This is a genomic window from Pseudoxanthomonas fibrivorans (assembly GCF_041464125.1).
Lineage (GTDB): Bacteria > Pseudomonadota > Gammaproteobacteria > Xanthomonadales > Xanthomonadaceae > Pseudoxanthomonas.
The window spans coordinates 1,621,190-1,640,736 of record NZ_JBGNUG010000001.1 but is presented as its reverse complement, the minus strand read 5'-3'; the positions used below and the strand labels follow the sequence as shown (position 1 = coordinate 1,640,736).

The window sequence follows — 19,547 nt, the reverse complement described above, 5'->3', positions numbered from 1 at the left end:
CCCTCCTCAGGTCGCCAATGCCCGGGCCTGGGTGACCAGGGCCTGCATGCCGGTGCCGGTGGCGATGCACACCGCGGTGCCGCCGGCGACCGCGACCGGCAGGCCGCCGGCGAGCACGCGGGTCGCCCCGGCGATCCACTGCCCGCTGGCGCAGAACGGGCCGGAGGACGTCGACAGCGAACAGCCGGCGATGACGTAAGGCGTGGTGGTCTGCACCACCGGCTGGCCGGACACCGTCACCCGCGGGAACGGCATCGTCGCCACCGCATTGCCGGCGTGCATGCACATGACCGTGGCGCCGAGATGGACGATGGGCATGGGCATCTCACACCACCGTCAGCGCGCCGGCGTTGATGTCGACGGTGGGGCCGGTCATGTTGATGACCGCGCCCTTGCCGTTGGAAATGACGATGCCCACGTCGCTGACCGAGATCATCGCGCCGGTGGTGGTCTGGATCAGGATGCCTCCGGCCGGGCCGGGCATGTCGCTGATCACCAGGCCGTTCTTCGCCAGGGTCTGCAGGGCGATCCCGGACACGCCGGGGGAGACCATGCGCGCCATCATCGGGACGTCGGCCTCGGCGTAGTAGCCGCCGACCCAGACCGGGTAGTCCGGGTCGCCGCGCTCGAACTCGACCCAGACCCCGGCGCCGATCGGCGGCACCGTGAACATGCCCATGTTCATGCCCGCCACCGGCAGGCAGGGCATCGCCCAGCTGCTGAGCAGGTTGCCGCCGACGTCGGGCACCTCGACCATCAGCCGGCCCTTCATCATCGGGTCGATGTTGTTGCGCACCGAGCCGCGGAACTTGCCGTAGAAGCGCTCGCCGCTCATGTCTGCACCACCGGCACCGTGGAGACCAGGCCGTTGCGCGCGAGCGAGAAGCTCTGCTTGTACGCGCCGCGCTCGATCTGGTGGCTCACGCTCTTGACGTAGTACAGGCCGTCGAACGGCAGGCCGGCGCCACGCACGCCGACCAGCCGGCGCGACCGGAGCAGGTGGCCGTAGCGGGCGACATCGAGCTGGCCGCTGCCGAACACCGAATCGCTGTTCTGCCCGGCGAACGCCAGGCCCCTGGCCAGCGCGCCGGCCACGCCCAGGTGCGCGGTGTCGGTGAGCTTCTCGATCTTCGGCGGCAGTGGCGGGATCGCGCCCAGCGGCGGGTTGAGCGGGGTGATGTCGGGGATCGGCACGGGGATGCCGACCTTGCTGTTGGCCTCCTGGAAGTACACGATCGGCATCTTCTTGCGCTCGCGGTCGAAGTTGAACGACAGCTGCTCGACATTGGTCAGCGCGTCCATCCCGGTGGTCAGCGCCGGTTGCGGCGCGCCGACCCGGATCTCCGGGCCCCAGTAGGCGATGCTGTTGCCCGGCGCGATGCCCGGCTCGACGTAGAACACGTAGCCGGTCTCGCTGGCCAGCCGCTTGACGTAGGCGTAGTCCGAACCCTGCTGGGTCGGGATGCGTTCGGTCGGCAACGGCGGTTCGTCGACGATGCCGGGGATCACCAGCGGCGCCACGCCCAGCGCCGCGTACTTCGACAGGATCAGCAGCACGCGCACCGATGGCGGCATCGCCGGGAACGGCAGGCCGGGGATCTCGATCACGTCCATCAGCGCCGACAGGTCCTTGCCCCTGACCACCAGCCGGGCCACGCCGCCTTCGCCGGGCACGGTGTCGACGTGGGTGGCCATCCCGTCGGCGATCACCTCGTCGCTGCCGTTGATCGACACCACCAGCACCACCCGCATCAGCGGTACGCCGCCGCCCCCGCCGCCGAGCAGGAACAGGGTGCGCAGCGGCGAGCGCGCCGGCAGTTCGAAGGTCAGCTCGAAACCGCTCTGCGTGTCGCCGGAGCCGGCCTCGACCTTCGCCGAGACGAGCGCCTCGACGACCTCGCGCGGCGCCGGTACCGGTACCGGTCCGATCAGCAGTTTCAGCTTGATCCCGCGCGCGTCCATGCTCAGCCGATGCTCCCGGGGATGGCGACGCGGTCGCCGGGCCGACCGGTCAGTTCGAACGGATCGGACACGGCATTGGCGTCGGCGATGCGCCAGTACAGCAACGGCTCGCCGAGCGTGCGCGCGGCCAGCAGGTCCGGGCGGTCGAACGCGGCCACGGCGGCCTCCACCGCCACCGGGATGTCGCGTCGCTGGGCGATGAAGCGCCGGCGCACGTAGGGCAGGGGAGGCTCCCCGCCTCCGCGCGCGTGCAGTGCCAGCGGCACGCCGCGGTAGCGGCTCGTCGGGTCGAACGGTTCGCTGGGGATGGCGCCCGCGTCGATCAGCAGCTGGATGGGGTCGGTGCTCATGGCAGGGTCCTCACGGCAGCGCATCCAGGCCGAGCGCCTCCAGCGAGACGCCGGCGGCCTTGCCGGCGAGCGATTCGCGCGTGCGCAGGTGGTTGATGAACAGCGAGCCGCCGCGGTGGCGGAAGCCGAGGTCGTCCGTGGTCAGCACGCGCAGGCCGAGGCTGACCTTGGCGCGAAGCGGATTGAGCGCGGCGTCGAAGGCTTCCTCGGTCACCGAGAGCTCGGTCACGCGGACCGGGGCGACGCGGCTGCGGCTCCAGACGAACAGCACCAGCGGCGCCTCGGGCGGCAGGATCTCCAGCGTGCCGCCGGCGGCCAGCGCGTCCAGCGCCAGCAGTTCCTCGACCGAGGGATTCACCAGCGACTCCAGCGCGGCGATCTGCGGGGCGATCCCGTGGCGTACCGCGGTGGCGTTCCGGTCGGGCGCCTCGAGCTGGTCGGTGGCATCGATCTCGGCCTCGACCCGCAACGTCTCGATCGCGGGCCCCTTCAGCCGGAACGGCTGCGCGCGCTCGCCGCCGCCGTCGCCGCCCGTGCCCTGCACCTGGTAGCTGCGGCTCAGCGTGTCCGGGTTGTACTGCAACGCGATCGTGCGCCGCGGGGCGCCGTTGCCGCCGGGCGGCAGGATCACCAGGCCGCCCTTGATCAGTTTCGGGGAAGAGGACAGGCTCATGGTCGCGGCTCAGGGGAACATGCTCTGGAAATAGGCGAAGGTGGCGGGCCTGAGCTGGCGCAGGGTTTCGCGCGCGCCCACGTACATGGCGAAGGACTCGGCGTACATCTCCTGGTAGTCGGTATCCGAGTAGGTGGTGACGCCGCCGCTCAGCGTGGCGGTGGTGCCTTCGGGGGTGGTGCGCGCGCCGCTGGTATCGCGGCGGACGCCGTCGCGGCGGACCGCCGCGCGGAACGCGGGTGCGGTATCGCCCGCGTTCTCCTGGATCTCGTCGTTGCCGCTGCCGTCGGTGGCGGCGCCCCAACGGCTGCCGGACGGCGAGCGCACGGCCAGCAGGGTGCGTCGCGCCGCGGGGGTCTGGCCGGCGCTGTTGTACGCCTGCCAGGCGCGCTCGAGCACGCGCAGGTCGATCGCGTGGCCGACTTCGTGCAGCACGTTGCGTACGGCCAGCGGTCGCTGGCCGACGCGCAGGTCGCTGCTGGCGGGGAAAGCACGGTTGTTGAGTTCGACCGCGTCGGTGCCGCTGTCGTAGTGCCCGCCTTCGGCGCCGGTGCCGGCACCGACCCGGCGGAAGGTCAGTCCGGTGGCGGCGGTCAGCGCCGCGGCCGGGAGCAGTCCCAGCGCCTGGTGCAGGGTGGTGTAGTCGGCATCGTTCCAGTTGCCGCCGACGGTGAAGCTGGCGCTGCCCACGGCGAAGGTGCCGCTGGCCGGAACGGTCTGCGCGGCCGGCGCGGCCAGCGTGGCGCCGACCGGTTCGACCAGCATGACGCTCGCCGAACTGGCGCTGCGGCCGCTGCCGGTGGTGTGGGTGAAATGGGTGAAGCGGTAGGTGGTGCGGGCTCCGCCGTGGGCGCTCAGGTCCAGGTCGACTTCGATGCTGCTGTTCAACGGCAGTGCATTGGTGTCGCCCGCGATCCACGCCCCGATGCTGCCCAGGCCGGTGTGCATCGCCGCCGGGATGGCCGGGTCGAAGCTGTTGGTGGCACCGATCGAGCGTGATTCGCTGGGCCGGCCGCTGGGCATGATCGTGAAGAACGCGGTGATGCGTTCCGTCGGCACGCTCACCGCGGTCATGCCGGCGTGGATCGCGCGGCGCTCCGCCTCGGGGATCGCCGCCAGCGAGGTCGGCTGGCGCTGGAGCAGCCGCTGCAGCGGCAGTCCCGCGCCGGTCCCTGGCTGTTGTGCGACGTGCGCGAGCTCGTGGGCCAGCAGGTGGCGACCCGCCGCGGTGTGGGGCGCATAGGCACCGCGGCCGAACACGATGTGGTTGCCGGTGGCATAGGCGTGCGCATGCAGCGCTTCGGCGGAGGCCACCGCGGTGGCATCGGCATGCACGCGGACCTGGGAGAAGTCGCGGTGGAAGCGGCCTTCCATGAATCCGCGGCTTGCCGGATCGAGCCGCTGTCCGTCGGTGGCCAGCGCCGCATCGACACACGCGGCGGCCGTGTCGGACAGGGCAGTGGCAGGCGCACCCGCACCGTTCGACGGCGCTGCGCCCGGCCACGGCTGCACGCGGGCCTCGCCTCCCCTGGCCACCGCATCGGCGGCGCGCGACGCCTCGCGTTCACCGGCGCCGTCGGCTTCGCCCACGCGCATCCGCGCCGGGCCGGGGGCGCTGCCGGCCGCCGAGCGGTACGGCGAGGCGCGACCGCCGGCGTCCGTGGCCGCACTGCGTTCGATGCGGATCGGCGTGCGGCTCACGGCGCGCCTCCTTCGTCCGCCGGCGCCGAGGCACCGTGCCGGCGCGATCCCGGCGCGCCGGTGCCGGCGCGTACCCGTTCGATGAACGGCTCCGCCAGCGACACGGTCTGGATGTCCTCCAGCCGCCGCTGCGCGCGCCGGGCATCGGCGGTGTAGGCGTTGGCCCTGAGCCGGCGGAGGGCCTCGTTGTAATCGGAGATGCACTCGGCCTGCTGCTCGGCGTTCCAGTCGGCCCAGTCGACGTGGTTGCGCACCGCGCTGCGCCAGTCGTACGCCGCATTGCGGTCGCCGCCGGTGATCGCGGCCCGGAGCTGCGGAATCAGGCTCGACGGGATGTAGTCCAGGCCGCCGTTCTGGTACTGCCAGACATGGCCCATCTCGTGGGCGAGCACCAGCATCCCGTCGTCCGACAGGTCCATCGTGTCGCCGGTGAACTGCTCGTCCTGCAGGTTGATCGTGTTGCCGATGGTCCGTGCCGCGCCGGCGGAGAACGCGCTGCCGCGGGTGATGGTGACGTCGTCGTAGTCCACCGAGTCGCGGAAGATCTCGTAGAGGTAGGTCTTCTCGGTGCCGGACAGGCTGCGGCTGCGGCGCGAGGCCTGGTCCCCGATCACCGCGCCGGCCACCAGGCCGGCGATGCCGCCGACGACCATGCCGAGCGGTCCGAAGAACGCGCCGAGCGCGATGCCGGCGCCGGCGCCCAGCACGCCGCCGAGGATCGAACCGAACAGCGAACGCTGCACGACGGCGCCTCCGCCCCGTGGCTGCAGGTGGTGCGCGCCGGCCGCCCGTGGCTGGCCGAACGCGGCCCCGGCCTGCTCGGCCTCGCGTTCGGCGGCGCCTTCGCCGGCGTCCAGCCGCAGGTCGCCGCCACGTGCCGGCTGCGCGCCCTGCTGCACGACGTGCGCCGCCTCGTGCGCCACCAGGCGCCGGCCGGCCGTGCTGTCGGGTCGATACGCCCCCGGCGCGAACACGATGTCGCGGCCGACCGTGTAAGCCTCGGCGCCGAGCGCCAGGGCGGACATGCCGGCGTCGGCATCGGCGTGGATGCGTACGTCGCCGAAGTCGCGGCCATAGTGGTGCGCCAGTTCCACGGCCAGCGCCGGCGGCAACGCCTGCGCCGGCCCGTCCAGCGACCGGCCCAGGTCGGGAACCGGCGCGTGCCGCGGCGTAGCCGCCTGCGACGGGATGGCGTCGTGGTCCTTCATCCGTCGCAGCTCCGCGTCGGCAGGCGGGCCTCGTCCGGGATCGGATGCTCGCGGTCGATCTGCGCCTGCTGGTCGGGGCTGCAGCCACCGCGCGCCCCGGGGCGGTCCACGCGTTCGGTGTGGGTGACCGCGGGGCGGTGCAGTTCCACCTCGACCCGGCGCAGGAAAGGGAACACCCGTTCCCAGCGCGCGCGTCCGGAGAGCCCGCGGCCGCGGGCATCGCGGCCCTGCACGAACGACTCGATGTCATCGAGCGCCTGCTGGCGCTGGACCGGGTCGGACCGGCGCGCGCTGTCGACGCCCAGCAGGTCCAGTCGTTCGTCGGGGCCGAGCGCGACCAGGCGGTTGCGCAGCTCCGTGGTGAGTTCCCGGTTGCGCGCCTCCTGCCCCGGCGCGCTGGAGGACTCGCCGAGCAGTTCGCCGACCCCGCTCGCCACCGGCAGCGCGCTGGCGCCCGCGGGCAGGCGCGCCGAGATCCCGCCTCGGGCGTGGTCCGCGCGGCGCTGGGCCAGGGCCTGGTTGTAGGCGACCGTGCCCTCCGGCGATGCGTAGCCGCTGATCGCGCGCACCTCGTAGCCCTGGCCGGCGAGGCTGGCGATCGAGGCCACCCGCGCATCGAACTCGGCGCGATCGGCCGGCTGCTCGTTGTCGTACTGGTACAGCAGCGCCGGCCGCCGGGTGTCGGCCGCGCGGTCGGTGACCTCGCGCGTGCCGTACGGGGTGCATGCGTACTCCGGCAGCGGTGGCGGGCAGCGGCAGGTGTAGCAGTTCACGCGGCCCGGACGCGGTGTTTCGAGCGGCACGTCGATGCCGCCGAGGATGCTTCCGCCGGAGACGCCGCCGCGATCCAGTTCGAGTTGCCCGCGGATGAAGGGCGCGATCGTGGTGCCGGGGATGGGGATGCGGATCTCGCCGGTCGCGCTCTCGCGGGCCGTGGTTCCGCCCCCCGCCGGCGTGCGCTCGTCGCGCAGGTAGTTCAGGTCGATCTGGAACCAGCGCGTGCCCACGCGCAGTCCCAGCGAGTACCGGCTGAGGTCTCGTTCGCGGTCGTGTCCGAAGTCGGCGCCGCCGCGCACGACGAAGGTGACGTCGCCGTTCGGGGCGATGCGCAGCTCGCCGTTGATGCGCACGCCCTGGTCGCCCGCGCCCGCTTCGGCCTCGGCGCCCACGCGCAGCTGCAGGACGCCGTCGACGGTCAAGGTGACGGCGCCGGTGGCACCCAGCTGGGCCTGGTCGATGGCGGTGCTGGCGAGCGTGGCCGGGTCCGCGCCGGCCGCCGGGTTGTTCTGCAGGGTGTCGAGCAGGCGACGCCCGGCCTCGACCACCCGCGAGTAGTCGATGGAACTGTCGGTGGTCAGGCGGACCGAGCCGTAGCACATGGAGTAGTGCAGGCGGATGGCATGCGCCTCCTCGTCCCACTCGAAGATGCGGTCGCGCGGGGTGGTCTCGCCGCGCGCGGCGTATTCGGGCGCATCGCAGGGACGGTCGCGCATGGTGCGGTGGATGCGCACGCCACCCCCGGAGCCGTCCGGGATGTCCATCGTCGCTTCGCCGGGGATCGCATCGCGTTGCAGCAGCGCCGCGATGCCCGGCAGTGGCCCCGGTCCGGCGGCGCGGCCGGCGACGATGGCGTCGGCGCTGGCGTCCGCCTCGCGCTCCAGCGGCGAGTCGGGCGCGCCGACCTCGATCGCATCGGCCGCGGCCACCGGGGCGCTGCCGCGCTGCTGCACGGTGTGGGCCAGTTCGTGCGCCAGCAGGTGCAGGCCGCGCTCGCTGTCGGGGCGGTAGCGGCCCGCACCGAAGTGGATGTGCTGCCCCCACGTGAACGCGTTGGCGTGCAGGGCGCGCGCCGCGGCATGGCTGGACGCGTCGTCGTGCACGCGCACGTCGGCGAAGCTGGTGCCGAACAGCGGCTCCAGCCTGCCGCGCAATGCCGGATGCAGCGCATGGCCGCCGGTGTCCAGGCCGCCCAGGGCCGGGGCCGTGGTACTTCCGGCGCCGGGGTCGGCCTTGCGCTGCAGCTTCTTCCTCCGGCATTTCTCGCAGCTTCCGCCGCAGGCGCAGTCGCGCTGGATGCTGCGCGGCGCGATGCCGGCCTGCGGACGGGCGACGCTGGCATGCGCGGCGCTCATTCGCCGGTCCCCGGCATGGTCGACCGCACCCGGGTGGCCACGTCGCCGGCGACCGCATCCAGCCAGCCGCCGTCCCCGGGCGGGTGGCCCGGTCTGGCGCCATCCAGGCGGGCGGAGACCGCATCCTGCAGCCGCGCGGCCAGGTCGCGTGGCATGCCGCCGGCGTCGAGCGCGCCGGCGTCGACGACGAGCCTGTCGATACGCAGGTGGATGGCCGTGGCCGGGATGTCGCGGCGGTTCACGGGCGCGCTCCCGCCTGCGAGCCGGGGCTGCGCTCCAGCTTCGCCAGTTCGGCGTGCGCGGCGGCGACGAGGTGGCGTTGCGCGATCGCCGCGTCCTCGTGCGCGGCGGCGAAGGCGGCATTGATCGCGATGCTGCGGATGTGCCCGCCGGCGAACTGCAGCCGGGCCAGCGCTTCCCAGCGGACGTCGTCCGCCAGTGGCGCCACCGGCGGGAACTGTCGCCGCCACAGCTCCGCGCGTGCGGCTTCGTCCGGGAACGGGAACTGGACCACGAAGCGGATCCGGCGCAGGAAGGCCTTGTCCAGCGACGCCTTCATGTTGGTGGTGAGGATGGCGAGCCCGCGGTAGGCCTCGGTCCGCTGCAGCAGGTAGGCGGTCTCGATGTTGGCGTAGCGGTCGTGGCTGTCCTTGACCTCGCTGCGCTTGCCGAACAGCGCGTCGGCCTCGTCGAACAGGAGCACCGCGCCACTGGCCTCGGCCGCGTCGAAGATGCGCTTGAGGTTCTTCTCGGTCTCGCCGATGTACTTGCTGACCGTGCTGGCCAGGTCGACCCGGTACAGGTCGAGGCCGGCGTCGTTGGCGATGGCTTCCGCAGCCAGGGTCTTGCCGGTGCCGCTTTCGCCGGTGAACAGCGCCGCCAGCCCCAGGCCGCGCGAGGAACGGGCGGCGAAGCCCCAGTCCCGGTATACGCGGCGGCGGTGGCGCAGCTGCCGGCCGATGTCGCGCAGCATCGCCAGCTGCGCGTCGGGCAGCACCAGGTCATCGAGCGCGGTCGCCGAATCGATGCGCTGGGCCAGCGCGTCCAGGCCATTGCGGCTGTGCTCGCGGAGCGCCTTCCATGCCTGCTCGGCGGTGCGTTGCGGGCAGGGCGCGACCGCGGCGACCGCCGCGGCGACCTCGTCGAGCGCGCGCGGATCGGACAGGGTGAACTGTTCGCAGGCTTCCACGAGCGCCGACCGGAACGCCGCCTCCTCCGCGCCGCCGTCGGACCCGAGCGTGCGCCGGGCCAGTTCGCCGGCCTGTTCGGCCGGCGTCCATGCCGGCAGCGCGACCCGTCGCAGCGCCAGGTCGGGCGCGTCGGCCGGTGCGCCACCGAACAGCACCAGCGCACTGCGCAGGTGGCTTCGCACCTGCGCGGTCCAGGCGGCAGGCAGGCCGTCCCGTCCATCCATCACGACCAGCGCCCGGGCCAGCGCCGCTTCGCGGTCGACCAGCCGCAGCGTCCGCGCCAGCAGCACCGGATCGTCGGGCAGGTGGTGCAACCACAACGCCGCGTGGCCGGTGGCGGCGAGCAGCGGCAGCAACTGCGCGCGCGCCGGCGCGGTGCCTGGCCGGTACAGTTGCACGCACGCCACGCCGGAGGCGAGCGCGGAGACCGCCTGGGTGACCCAGTCGGGCCGGGCCATGGCGCGCGGCGCGGGCAGGACGTCGACCATTCCATCCAGCCGCTCGTCGATCGCATCCACGCCGGTGAGGTAATGCAGGACCCGCTCGTCGATCCGCAGCGCGGCGCGGACCGGGTCGGCGCCGTCGATCGAAAGCAGGCGCCAGTAGCGCAGCGGCGCCTGTGGCGACATCGCATCCCAGTGCGGTTCCCCGGGCAGGGACATCGCCAGCGAGAACGTCGGCGCGCCATCGGCGTGGCCGCCGGCGCTGGCGATCGCCCGCGCCACGCCCGCGTCGAGCGCCGCGCCGGCGCACAGCAGCAGCACATCGCTCTCGAAGCGGCTCAGGCCGAACATCTCCGCGCAGCGCTCCAGCGCGGGTACGAAGCCGTGGTCGTCCCCGCCGCGGGCGAGCGGGGCGGGCGGCGCGGCGCCCTCCAGCCATGCGCGCAGCGCGGCGATCCGCGCGACCAGCCAGCGCTGGTTGCGCTCGCTCCAGGACGGCATTCCGGCGGCGATATGCACGGGGCCGTTCATGGCGGCACCGTGGCCTGGAGGTCGGGATCGAAGGCCGGCGCCTTGCCCGGTTCGATCATCACGAGTTCGCTGTCGACGCCGTCGACGCGCAGTCGGACGTGGTAGTCGCCGCCGGCGAGCGCAGCGGGGAAGTCGAACACCAGCGGATCGGCCGGGTCCGTGCGGGGATTGGCGTCGCACTGGGCGCTGCCGAGCGCCAGCACCGCCCTCTGCCCGGGGCGCACCCGTGGCCGCGAACGCAGCATGACCCGCACGCGTGGCGGGGCGACGTTGCGCGCGATCGAGATCGGCGGCAGGTTCAGCGGCGCGCCGGTCGCGTCGATCACCGGCGCGGCGCTGACCTGCAGCGGGATGGCATTGGTCTCGCGAGGCTCCGGCTCGCCAGGCGGGGTCAGCACCAGGCTGAGCAGCCAGTTGCCCGCCGGGATTCCGTCCTGCGCGGCGAGGGTGTCCGGCAGGACGAGGTCGAAGGCCTTGCCCGCTGCGTCCGGAACGACCGCGATGTCCAGCGGCGCGTCCAGCAGTCGATGCGCCAGCCGGGCGCGCGGATTCGCGCCGAGCAGCCGGATGCCGGTGACGGTCACGGTCTCGCCCAGCCGCGCGGTCTTCTGCCGGGCGGGCGGTTCGGCGCTGAACAACGTCGGCGTCGCCGGCAGCAGGTCCGGATGGACCCGGACGCCTTCGTCCCGCTGCGTGTCCGGGTCGACGCGGCCACGCGAGAGCACCGGCAGCGGCGAGACGCCCGGACGCGTCGCCTCGATCAGCACCACCGACACCCGGTAGGCGGCGGATGGCCGGTAGTCGCTCTTGATGGCCGACCACAGCTTGCTCAGCTCGTCCGTGCCGAGCGCTTCAGGAACGACCTTGATCGCCTCGACCTGCTCGGCCAGATCCGATCGCGACAGCGCCTGGATGGCGGGCGGAAACATGCTCAGGTCGAGCGAGCCACCGGGGTTGAGCGCTTCGCGGATCGATGCGCGGTCCAGCCACGGCCGTTCGTGCAGCACGTGCATCGCGTAACCGAGCAGGATCTCCGCCTGGAAGTCGCTCCGACCGTAGGCGGTCACCAGGTAATGCAGGTCCAGGGCCAGGGGTGCGTTGGCCAGGCGGTCGCCCGCGCCGTTGCGCGAGGGCAGGGCGGCGTTGCGCCAGCCGCTGTTCGGCGTGACCTGGTACAGGAACAGGTTCAGGCGCGGCGCCGCCTGTTCGTCGCCGAGATCGATGGTGTCGGGCGCGACCGCACTGACATCGACCGTCGTGCCCAGGTCCGGGTTGACGTTGATCATCGCGTCGTCGAGCAGGTTGCGCAGCACCGCGCTGACCGCTCCGATCGCCAGCCGCGAGCTCATGGCGCCACCTTGCCCTTGAGGTAGTCGCCCAGGCTTTGCGGCTCGCGCACCGGTTTCGGTTTCGACGGGGCCGCAGGGGCACGGGGCGGGGCCGGCGCGCGCACCTCGATGCGGTCGATGCTCAGGTGGATCGTGGGTGCGGTTGCCGGGGCGCCGCGCTCCTGGGCGAAGCGGGCGACGGTGGCCGGCGATATCGGCGCCGCCACGGCCAGGGCACGCGGGATGACGGGCGCGGCAGTGGCGGCAGCGGGAACGGCGCCCGCGCGGCGCCCGCGGGCGATGGCCACGGAACGGTCGGCCATCGACATCGCGGCCGGGGGCGGCGCGGCCGGTGCATCCTCCAGGAACGCCGTTCCGGTCGCGGCCTCGAGGGGGTGGCCGGCCGGGCGGGGCTGCGCCCCCGGTGCGGCAGGGCCCGGCGCTGCGGGACGGGTCAACGCGGTGGCGGCGCGGACAGTGGGCGGCAACGGGCCGGTCTCCGGCGACGGTGCCGGTGCCGGTGCCAGCCGGGGTGGCCCGGCTTCGTCCGCTGCCGGCACACCGGCCAGGCGGTCGTCGGCGACCGCATCATGCGCCGCGCCGGTCGCGTCGGACACGCCGGGCGCCGCCATGCGACGCAGCGGCGAGGCCGGTCGCAGTGCATCCGGGTGTCGCGGTGCGAGCTGGCGCAGGAACTCGAGCATGGCGTCCTCAGGCGGCGAGCAACTGCAGGTACGCGGCGCGCCGTACCGCGCCGAGCTCCAGGATCTCCCGTTCGCTCCAGCCGAAGCCCCGTGCCAGCACGGCGACGTCGCCAAGCAGGCTTTCGGCGCGCAGGCGCAGTTCGCGCCACAGCAGTTCGACCGGATCGAGCGGCGCGCTCCAGCCGCCACCGCAGTCGGGGCAGAGCAGCGAGAACGACACCACCGCACCCGGCATCAGTGCCTCCATCCGCCGGCTGATCGCGTCGCGCGCCGCCGCATCCGGCAACGGCCCGTCGATGCAGCGCGCCAGCAGCGATTCGGCGAAGTCCGCCGGGTCTTCCACGGCGTCGAGCGCGCCGAGGTCGGCGGGGCCCGGCAGCCTGAACCGCAGCGGCGCGGCGTCCGTTTCCAGCACGTGCCATTCCGCGGCCGCCGGAGCAGCCGGGCCGCCTTCCATCGCGTCCGCGCAGTCCACCGCGTCGATCGTGAACTCCACGGCCGCGCGACAATGCGGGCAGCGGCCGACCAGTTCCAGCTCGGCCCCGAACAGGTGGGCATAGCGGCGCAAGGCCAGCAGGTTGCGTTCGGGCAGCGAACGTGGGGTCGCGTCCAGCAGCGCGGCCTCCCGCGCCAGGCCGCGGCGCCCGGCCGCCCCCTCCCACAAGGCCAGCGTGAGCGCCTCGCCATGCATCAGGCCGGCTCGCTGAACACGGGCTCGGAGGGCTCGGCCACCTCGTAATCGCGCTCCCAGCCCTCATTCTCGAGCTTGAGCATCTGGATCGCCACCGCGTTGGCGTTGGCGTCCAGATCCGGCAGGGCCTGGTACTCGGACACCCAGCAACGGTAGATCCGGTAGGCCAGCACCAGTTGCCCGGCTTCGTTGTACACCTCGAGGATGAGGTCCTTGCGGAAGTCCTTGAGCGAGACTTCGGCGCCGAGCCCGGAACCGTAGTTCCAGACCTTGTTGGCCCATTTCTCGAACTCCGGGTCGTGGGTCACGCCGCGCTCCAGCGTGATCGGCTCGAACTTGTTGCGGCCGGGCGACTTGCGCGAGGTGCTCGGGTCCCCGCCCTCGCGGTGCTCGACCACTTCGGTGCTGCGCTTGAGCGCCGAGCACTTGCTGATGCCGGCCACATAGCGGCCGTCCCACTTCACCCGGAACTTGAAGTTCTTGTACGGGTCGAAGCGCTGCGGGTTGACGGTGAACTGGGCCATGGTGGCGCGCTCCTCAGGTGGCGATGTTGCCGGCGATCTGCTGCAGCCTGATCACCACGAATTCGGCGGGCTTCAGCGGTGCGAAGCCCACGTGTATGTTGACGATGCCGAGGTTGATGTCGGTCTGCGTGGTGGTCTCGCGGTCGCACTTGACGAAGTAGGCCTCGCGCGGCGTGCTGCCCTGGAACGCGCCCTGGCGGAACAGGTTCTGCATGAAGGCGCCGATGTTCAGGCGGATCTGCGCCCAGAGCGGCTCGTCGTTCGGCTCGAACACCACCCACTGCGTGCCGCGGTACAGGCTCTCCTCGAGGAACAGCGCCAGGCGCCGCACCGGCACGTACTTCCACTCCGAGGCGCGGTCGTTGTGGCCGTGCAGCGTGCGCGCGCCCCAGACCACCGAGCCGTACACCGGCAGCGAGCGCAGGCAGTTGATCCCGAGCGGGTTCAGTTGCCCGTTCTCGGCGTCGCTCAGCGCCACCTCCAGCTCCGAGGCGCCGTTGAGTCCGGCGTCGATGCCGGCGGGTGCCTTCCACACGCCGCGGCCCGCATCGGTGCGCGCGAACACGCCGGCGACGAAGCCGCAGGGCGGAAACGGCCGGCGCGCGCCCTGCTTGAGCGGGTCCGGCGAACGCACCCACGGGTAATAGAGCGCCGCATAGTGGCCGTCGGTGCCGGACAGGCCGGACTGCACGCCCGGCATGTCGGCGAGGGGCGTGCCCTCCGGCGCATCGACGATCAGGAAGGCGCGCCGCTGGCGGCAGCGGGTCTGCAGCGTGGTCACCGTATCCGGATCGGTGAGGCCCGGCACGCACACCAGGTTGAACAGGTCGATGCGGTCGGTCGGCGTGCCCAGGCCGAAGCTGGCCAGGAGCGCGGCCTGGAACTCGCCATCGTCGGCGTCCCACACCACCCCGTCCGCGCCGCTGTCGCCGTCGTCCAGGCCGGTGGTTCCGTCCGACGGCGTCGTCGTACCCGTCGCTTCCACCACGATCGCCTGCGAGCGGCCGTTGACCACGTCCTCGACGAAGCGCGCATCGGCCGGGTCCATCGACAGGTTCTCGAAGACCTCCACCACGGCGGTGTCGTCGGCGGGATCGTCCAGCACCTCCAGCTTGAAGCGCGTGGTGTCGTCCGCGCGCTGGGTGACGCGCACGCGGTACGCGTTGGCCCACGCGCCCGGGGAACTGGCGGTGAAGGCCAGGTCGCCGCTGCTGGCGCCGGCGCTGGCGGCGTTGTCGGCGTCGTCGTCCGCCCCGGTGCTGGCCAGGCGCAGCACGTAGGCATCGGCGCCGCCGTTGTCGAAGAAGTGCTTGACCGAGTAGCCCAGCAGCGTGCGCTGGTCGAGGCCGCCGAAATGGCGTTCGTATTCCGGGAAGCCGGTGATCCGTACCGCACGGTCGAGGGGGCCGCGCCCGGCCCAGCCGATGAACAGCGCGACCGACGTCGCCACGCCGGTGATCGTGCGGACGCCGCTGGGGACTTCCTCGATGTAGACGCCTGGATAGGTGAGCGCGGCTGGCATTGAAGCTACTCCTTCGTTTCGGGAGGTGTCGTCGTGGGCGCGACGATCGAGAGGACGCGGCCTGCGCCCGGTTCCGCGTCGCGGCTGGCGGCGGCACGCGCGTACAGCTCGGTACCGTCGGGCAGGGTGGTGCACAGCATTTCGTTGCGTTCGACCAGGTCCATCAGCGCCATGTGCAGGCGTTCGCGGCCCACCCCCTGCAGGTGCGACGGCAGCCACCACCAGCGGATGCCCTCGAGCCCGTCGGCGGCGTCCGGATGCCCGGCGAGATAGCTGCGCAACGCATCGCGGAGTTCCCCGATCGGCCGTCGTGTGCCTGCCGGCATGGCTGCACCTGCGTGTGGCCTGTTGCTGCGATCACGCAGGGGCCATGCCAAGGCCGCATCCCCCGCAGGAACAACGACTTGCGGGGCCTGCCGGGCGTGGGGCGGGACAGGGAGTACCCGGCGTGGCTGCGGCAGTTTGGCCGGGCAGCGGCGCACGGCCCCGCACCACCGGGCGCAGCGGGGGTGGGACGATTTCGACCCGGGGGTTGGGGCCGGGTTGCCGCAGTACGGCCGCCAGGCCGCGTGCCGCGGTGCACGGCATGACGACACGGGAGCGTGGATGGCGAGCGGGCACGGAACGCGCGGCGCGGCCGGCCGCGCCCGGTGCACATGCGCGCCGACGGCGATCGCCCTCGATGTCGTCGGGCTCAGCCCGCCCGGTAGCGCCCGCAATCCAGGCCGTGCTTCTTGAGCAGGCGTCCCAGCGCCCGGCGATCGGTCTGGGCCAGGCGTGCGGCGGCACTGACGTTGCCGCCGGTCTCGGCCATCACCTGGTCCAGGTAGCGGCGCTCGAACGAGGCGATGGCCTCGGCCTTGGCCCGCTTGAAGGCGCGGGCGCGGGCTTCGTCGACAGGGCACGCCGGCAGTTGCGGGTCATGGAGCACGTCCCCATCGCACTGCAGGACCAGCCGGTGGACGGTGTTCTCGAGTTCGCGCACGTTGCCGGGCCATGGATGGTGCTGCAGCCAGTCGCCGAGGCCGGCGCCGATGCGGTGGCCGCACAGGCCGTAGCGCGCGGCATAGGTCGCGGCGAAATGGCGCGCCAGCAGCAGGATGTCCTCGCGGCGTTCGCGCAGCGGCGGCACGCGCAGGTGCAGGATGTTCAACCGGTAGAGCAGGTCGCTGCGGAAGCGGCCCTGTTCGACTTCGCGCTCCAGCGACCGGTTGCTCGCGGCGATGATGCGCGCGTCGGACACCAGTTCGCTGGACTGGCCGAGCGGCCGGTAGCGCCGGTCCTGGAGGAAGCGCAGCAGCGCGACCTGGCCCTTGGCCGGCAGGGTGTCGATCTCGTCCAGGAACAGGGTGCCCCCGTCGGCATGCGTCACCAGGCCCACGCGGGCGCCGCGGGCGTCGGTGAACGCGCCACGGGCATGGCCGAACAGCTCCGACTCGAACAGCGTTTCCGGGATCGCGCCGCAGTTGACCGGGACGAACGGGCGGGCGCGGCGTTCGCCCAGGTAGTGCACCGCGCGCGCGGCGAGTTCCTTGCCCGAACCGGTCTCGCCATCGACCAGCGCCGGCGCGTCGGAACGGGCGAGCAGGCGGATCGCGTCGGTCATGCGCTGGAACGCGGGCGAACTGCCGAGCATCCCGTGCAGCGGCCGGATGCCGGCGGTGGCCTGTTCCCACGCCGGCGGCGTGTCGAGGGACTGGGTCCTTGTCATCGTGACGTCCTCGCAGCGGCGCCCGCCCGCCGCGGGCGGGACCGCGGCACCGGAGCTGGCCGGGATACGGACTGTCGCGCGACAGCCGGTTCGACTTCTACAACGCGGTGCCCGGACGGATCAGGACAGCCGCCCGTCCGCGCGCGAAGGACCGGGCCCGCCGGTGGAGGCGTCGATGCATCTCGCGTTTCGATGCCGATGCGCGCGCGTCCGCGCCTGTTCGCGACACGCGGCGACCCCGATGGATCCCGCCAGCGAGCGGGGTGCGTCATAGGCGCCCGCGGCGGCGTCGCATCCGCGGCGGGAGCGCGGCAACGGCGCAGAGGCGGCGGCGCGGGGTCTCAAGTCGGGGTGGCGGAACGCCGGGGGCGCGTCGCGTCGGCCGACGTGGTGGCGGCGACGAGGCGCAGCTCGAACAGGCGGGGCGTGCGCCGGCCCGGGCTGGCGATGAACCCGACTTCGACCGGCGCCGTGCGCGCGCATGCCGCCAGGTCCGCCGGCAGCGGGATCAGCTTCTCGACGAAATCGTCCGCGCCGCCCCCGTCCATGGCGATCGTCGCCAGCGTGCGACCCTCGACGGCCACGTCCATGCCGGCCTGCCACTCGCCGCCGAACAGCGTCAGCTGCAGCGCCAGTGGCGTGCCCGGCGCCGTTTCCCGGCGCGCCGAAAGCCGGTAGGAGAAGCGGCCGCCTGCATCGCGCCAGGCGCGGCCGAGGAAGGTCCCGGTCGCGCTGTCGCTCCCGGTGAAGGCGTGGTCGACCTCGGGTTGCTGCTCGCCGGGCTGCACCTGGTCCAGGGTGCGCGCGTCCAGGGCCTGGCGCTCGCGCTCGGCGGCCTCGATCGCGGCCACCACCGCCGGGTATTCGGCGGCGGTCGTGGTGCGCCAGTAGGCCATGTAGCGCGCGTCGTGGATCCGGTGCAACGGTTCCAGCCGCAGGTCGCCGGCCCCGGCGGGCCGTACCAGTGCGGCGGCGCTGAACACCAGCGCCTCGCCCGGTACCGGCACGATGCCGCTGGCGAGTGCGTCGCGCGCGCCGACCAGCATCGGCGCGCCGTCCAGCGGCAGGTAGGGGCCGGGGGCGATATGGCTGCCGCGACCGGCGTCGGCGACCAGTCCCTCCAGCGACGCTTCGCCGGTGCGCGCGGCGAGCATCAGCGGGCCATGCATCACCGCGACCCAGTCCGAACCGTCCGGCAGCGGTTCGATCCGCGTGCGCATCGGCAGCTCGACCTCGACCCGGTCGCCGTCCTTCCATCGCCGTTCGATGCGCGCAGGCGAGCTGGGCGTGGACGCGAGCGGCCACGCGCGGCCGTTGACCTGCACGCGCAGCGGGCCTTCCAGCCAGTGCGGATGGCGCAACTCCAGCGCGAAGGTCGCCGGCCGCTCGAGCGCGAGCCGCAGCGTGCTGCGCGGCGCCTCGGGGAAGCGGGTTTCCTGGCGCAGCACCAGGCCACGCTCGCGCCAGCGCACCTCCGAATCCAGGTACAGGTTGACCCGCAGCGCGCCGTCGTCGTGCGCATAGGCGAACGCACTGTGCCGGCCGTGGTTCTCCATGCCACTGCCGACGCAGCACCAGAAGCATTCCTGTGGCTGCGAGTACACCCGGTAGTGGCGCGGCCGGATCGGGGTGAAGTAGACCAGCCCGCCATGCTGCGGATGCTGGGTCGAGAGGATGTGGTTGAACAGCGTGCGCTCGTAGAAGTCCGCATGCCGAGGGTCCGGGCGCAGCCGGTCCAGCAGCAGGGTCAGCTTGAGCATGTTGTAGCTGTTGCAGGTTTCCGGGCCTTCGCGCGACTGCAGCATCGGCGCGAAATCGCCGGCCGAATTGAAGTGCTCGCGCACGCTGTTGCCGCCGAAGGCGATGCTGCGGCGCAGGGCCACCGTTTCCCAGAAGAAGCGCGCCGCGTCGATCCAGGCCTCGTCGCCGTCGAGCTCGCCGATCCGGGCAAAACCAATCACCTTGGGGATCTGGGTGTTGGCGTGCAGGCCGTCGAGCCGGTCCTCGCGCCGCAGCAGCGGGTCGAGCAGCGGGCGGTGCGAGAAGCGCCGCGCGAGCGCCAGGTAGCGGCGCTCGCCGGTGATGGCGTACACATCGGCCAGCACCTCGTTCATGCCGCCGTGCTCGGTGTCGAGCACGCGCTGCAGCTGCACGTCGTCGAGGTGGGCGACCAGCCGGCCGGCCCAGTCGGCGAAGCCCACCAGCACCTCGCGCGCCTGCGCGCTGCCGGCCAGCCACCACGCATCGCGCAGGCCGGCGAAGGTCTTGTGCAGGTTGTAGAACGGCACCCAGGCGCCTTCCAGCGAGAACGACCCGGCCTCGAAGTCGCCGGCGGCGATCCGGTCCCACAGCCGTCGGCCGTCGGGGACGCCGCCGGCGTAGCCGTCGCCGTTCGCACGCTGGCATTCGGCCAGCGCGTCGACCATGTACGCCAGCCGGCGCCGCATCTCCGCATCGCCCTGCGCGGCGTGCAGGGCCAGCGCGGACAGGTAGTGGCCCGCGGTGTGGCCGTCCAGGCCCATCGACTCCCAGTTGGGATACCTGGCCGCCGGCGAGGGCAGGCCGGCCTCGATCCGCGCGGGCGCCAGCAGCCGGTCCATGTCCAGCGCGGCCAGGTAGCGCAGGTTGAGGGCGCTGGAGCGGGCGAACGGCCCGGTGCCGAGGCTGACCGCGTCCGGCCCGAAGAAGTGCAACGGGTCGGGTGCGCCGCCGCCGGCTCCGCCGGCCAGTGCCGGCGTCGGCAGCACCGGCAGCAGCGCCGCCGAGCCGAGCGCGGCCAGCAGCCTGCGGCGTTCCAGGTCGACGGCCGCGCGGTGCGCCGCCATGGTCAGGCGGTACGCCTGCGCGGCCGCGCAGCGAAGAAGGACGCCTCACCCT

18 protein-coding genes are annotated in these 19,547 nt (G+C 73.0%); all 18 read right to left on the bottom strand.

The features are described from left to right. Positions 1-6 precede the first annotated feature (6 nt). Positions 7-318, bottom strand: a complete 312-nt coding sequence (locus ACA089_RS07640) for a hypothetical protein (RefSeq protein WP_372015279.1) — start codon at positions 316-318, stop codon at positions 7-9. Positions 319-325: 7 nt separating this feature from the next. After that, entirely contained in the window at positions 326-835 is a 510-nt protein-coding gene (locus ACA089_RS07635) for a phage baseplate assembly protein V (RefSeq protein WP_372015277.1), read from the bottom strand. After that, on the bottom strand, positions 832-1,962 hold the full coding sequence (locus tag ACA089_RS07630; protein WP_372015274.1) for a hypothetical protein: 1,131 nt from the start codon (positions 1,960-1,962) through the stop codon (positions 832-834). The genes ACA089_RS07635 and ACA089_RS07630 overlap by 4 nt, the downstream gene beginning before the upstream one ends. A 2-nt stretch (positions 1,963-1,964) precedes the next feature. Further along, a complete protein-coding gene (locus ACA089_RS07625) occupies positions 1,965-2,312 on the bottom strand; it encodes a Base plate wedge protein 53 (RefSeq protein WP_372015271.1) in 348 nt (115 codons plus the stop codon). A 10-nt stretch (positions 2,313-2,322) separates the two neighbouring features. Further along, positions 2,323-2,985: a CIS tube protein gene (locus ACA089_RS07620; RefSeq protein ID WP_372015268.1), complete on the bottom strand. Its 663-nt coding sequence runs from the start codon at positions 2,983-2,985 to the stop codon at positions 2,323-2,325. Positions 2,986-2,994: 9 nt separating this feature from the next. Continuing rightward, on the bottom strand, positions 2,995-4,686 hold the full coding sequence (locus tag ACA089_RS07615; RefSeq protein ID WP_372015265.1) for an eCIS core domain-containing protein: 1,692 nt from the start codon (positions 4,684-4,686) through the stop codon (positions 2,995-2,997). Beyond that, positions 4,683-5,894, bottom strand: a complete 1,212-nt coding sequence (locus ACA089_RS07610) for an eCIS core domain-containing protein (protein ID WP_372015262.1) — start codon at positions 5,892-5,894, stop codon at positions 4,683-4,685. The genes ACA089_RS07615 and ACA089_RS07610 overlap by 4 nt, the downstream gene beginning before the upstream one ends. Next, positions 5,891-8,026, bottom strand: coding sequence for an eCIS core domain-containing protein (locus tag ACA089_RS07605; protein ID WP_372015259.1), 2,136 nt, complete (start codon positions 8,024-8,026; stop codon positions 5,891-5,893). Before ACA089_RS07605 ends, ACA089_RS07610 begins: the two co-directional genes overlap by 4 nt. Next, entirely contained in the window at positions 8,023-8,268 is a 246-nt protein-coding gene (locus tag ACA089_RS07600) for a hypothetical protein (protein WP_372015256.1), read from the bottom strand. The genes ACA089_RS07605 and ACA089_RS07600 overlap by 4 nt, the downstream gene beginning before the upstream one ends. Beyond that, the gene (locus ACA089_RS07595; protein WP_372015253.1) at positions 8,265-10,190 is read right to left on the bottom strand and encodes an AAA family ATPase; all 1,926 of its coding nucleotides are present in this window, start codon (positions 10,188-10,190) and stop codon (positions 8,265-8,267) included. Before ACA089_RS07595 ends, ACA089_RS07600 begins: the two co-directional genes overlap by 4 nt. Further along, on the bottom strand, positions 10,187-11,539 hold the full coding sequence (locus ACA089_RS07590; RefSeq protein ID WP_372015250.1) for a DUF4255 domain-containing protein: 1,353 nt from the start codon (positions 11,537-11,539) through the stop codon (positions 10,187-10,189). Before ACA089_RS07590 ends, ACA089_RS07595 begins: the two co-directional genes overlap by 4 nt. Further along, complete coding sequence (locus tag ACA089_RS07585) at positions 11,536-12,222, bottom strand: hypothetical protein (RefSeq protein ID WP_372015248.1); 687 nt, start codon at positions 12,220-12,222, stop codon at positions 11,536-11,538. Before ACA089_RS07585 ends, ACA089_RS07590 begins: the two co-directional genes overlap by 4 nt. 7 nt (positions 12,223-12,229) lie before the next feature. Beyond that, complete coding sequence (locus tag ACA089_RS07580; RefSeq protein ID WP_372015245.1) at positions 12,230-12,913, bottom strand: hypothetical protein; 684 nt, start codon at positions 12,911-12,913, stop codon at positions 12,230-12,232. Then, positions 12,913-13,437 carry a phage tail protein gene (locus tag ACA089_RS07575; protein ID WP_372015243.1) on the bottom strand — a complete coding sequence of 175 codons (525 nt, stop codon included), beginning with the start codon at positions 13,435-13,437 and terminating at the stop codon, positions 12,913-12,915. Before ACA089_RS07575 ends, ACA089_RS07580 begins: the two co-directional genes overlap by 1 nt. 13 nt (positions 13,438-13,450) lie before the next feature. Continuing rightward, a complete protein-coding gene (locus ACA089_RS07570) occupies positions 13,451-14,959 on the bottom strand; it encodes a phage tail sheath family protein (protein WP_372015240.1) in 1,509 nt (502 codons plus the stop codon). A 5-nt stretch (positions 14,960-14,964) separates the two neighbouring features. Beyond that, positions 14,965-15,285: a hypothetical protein gene (locus tag ACA089_RS07565; RefSeq protein WP_372015237.1), complete on the bottom strand. Its 321-nt coding sequence runs from the start codon at positions 15,283-15,285 to the stop codon at positions 14,965-14,967. 368 nt (positions 15,286-15,653) lie between these two features. Continuing rightward, positions 15,654-16,670 (bottom strand): sigma-54 interaction domain-containing protein, encoded by a 1,017-nt coding sequence (locus ACA089_RS07560; RefSeq protein WP_372015234.1) that lies wholly within the window; start codon positions 16,668-16,670, stop codon positions 15,654-15,656. Between the two features lie 341 nt (positions 16,671-17,011). Continuing rightward, on the bottom strand, positions 17,012-19,495 hold the full coding sequence (locus ACA089_RS07555; RefSeq protein ID WP_372015233.1) for a glycoside hydrolase family 127 protein: 2,484 nt from the start codon (positions 19,493-19,495) through the stop codon (positions 17,012-17,014). Between the last annotated feature and the right edge of the window lie 52 nt (positions 19,496-19,547).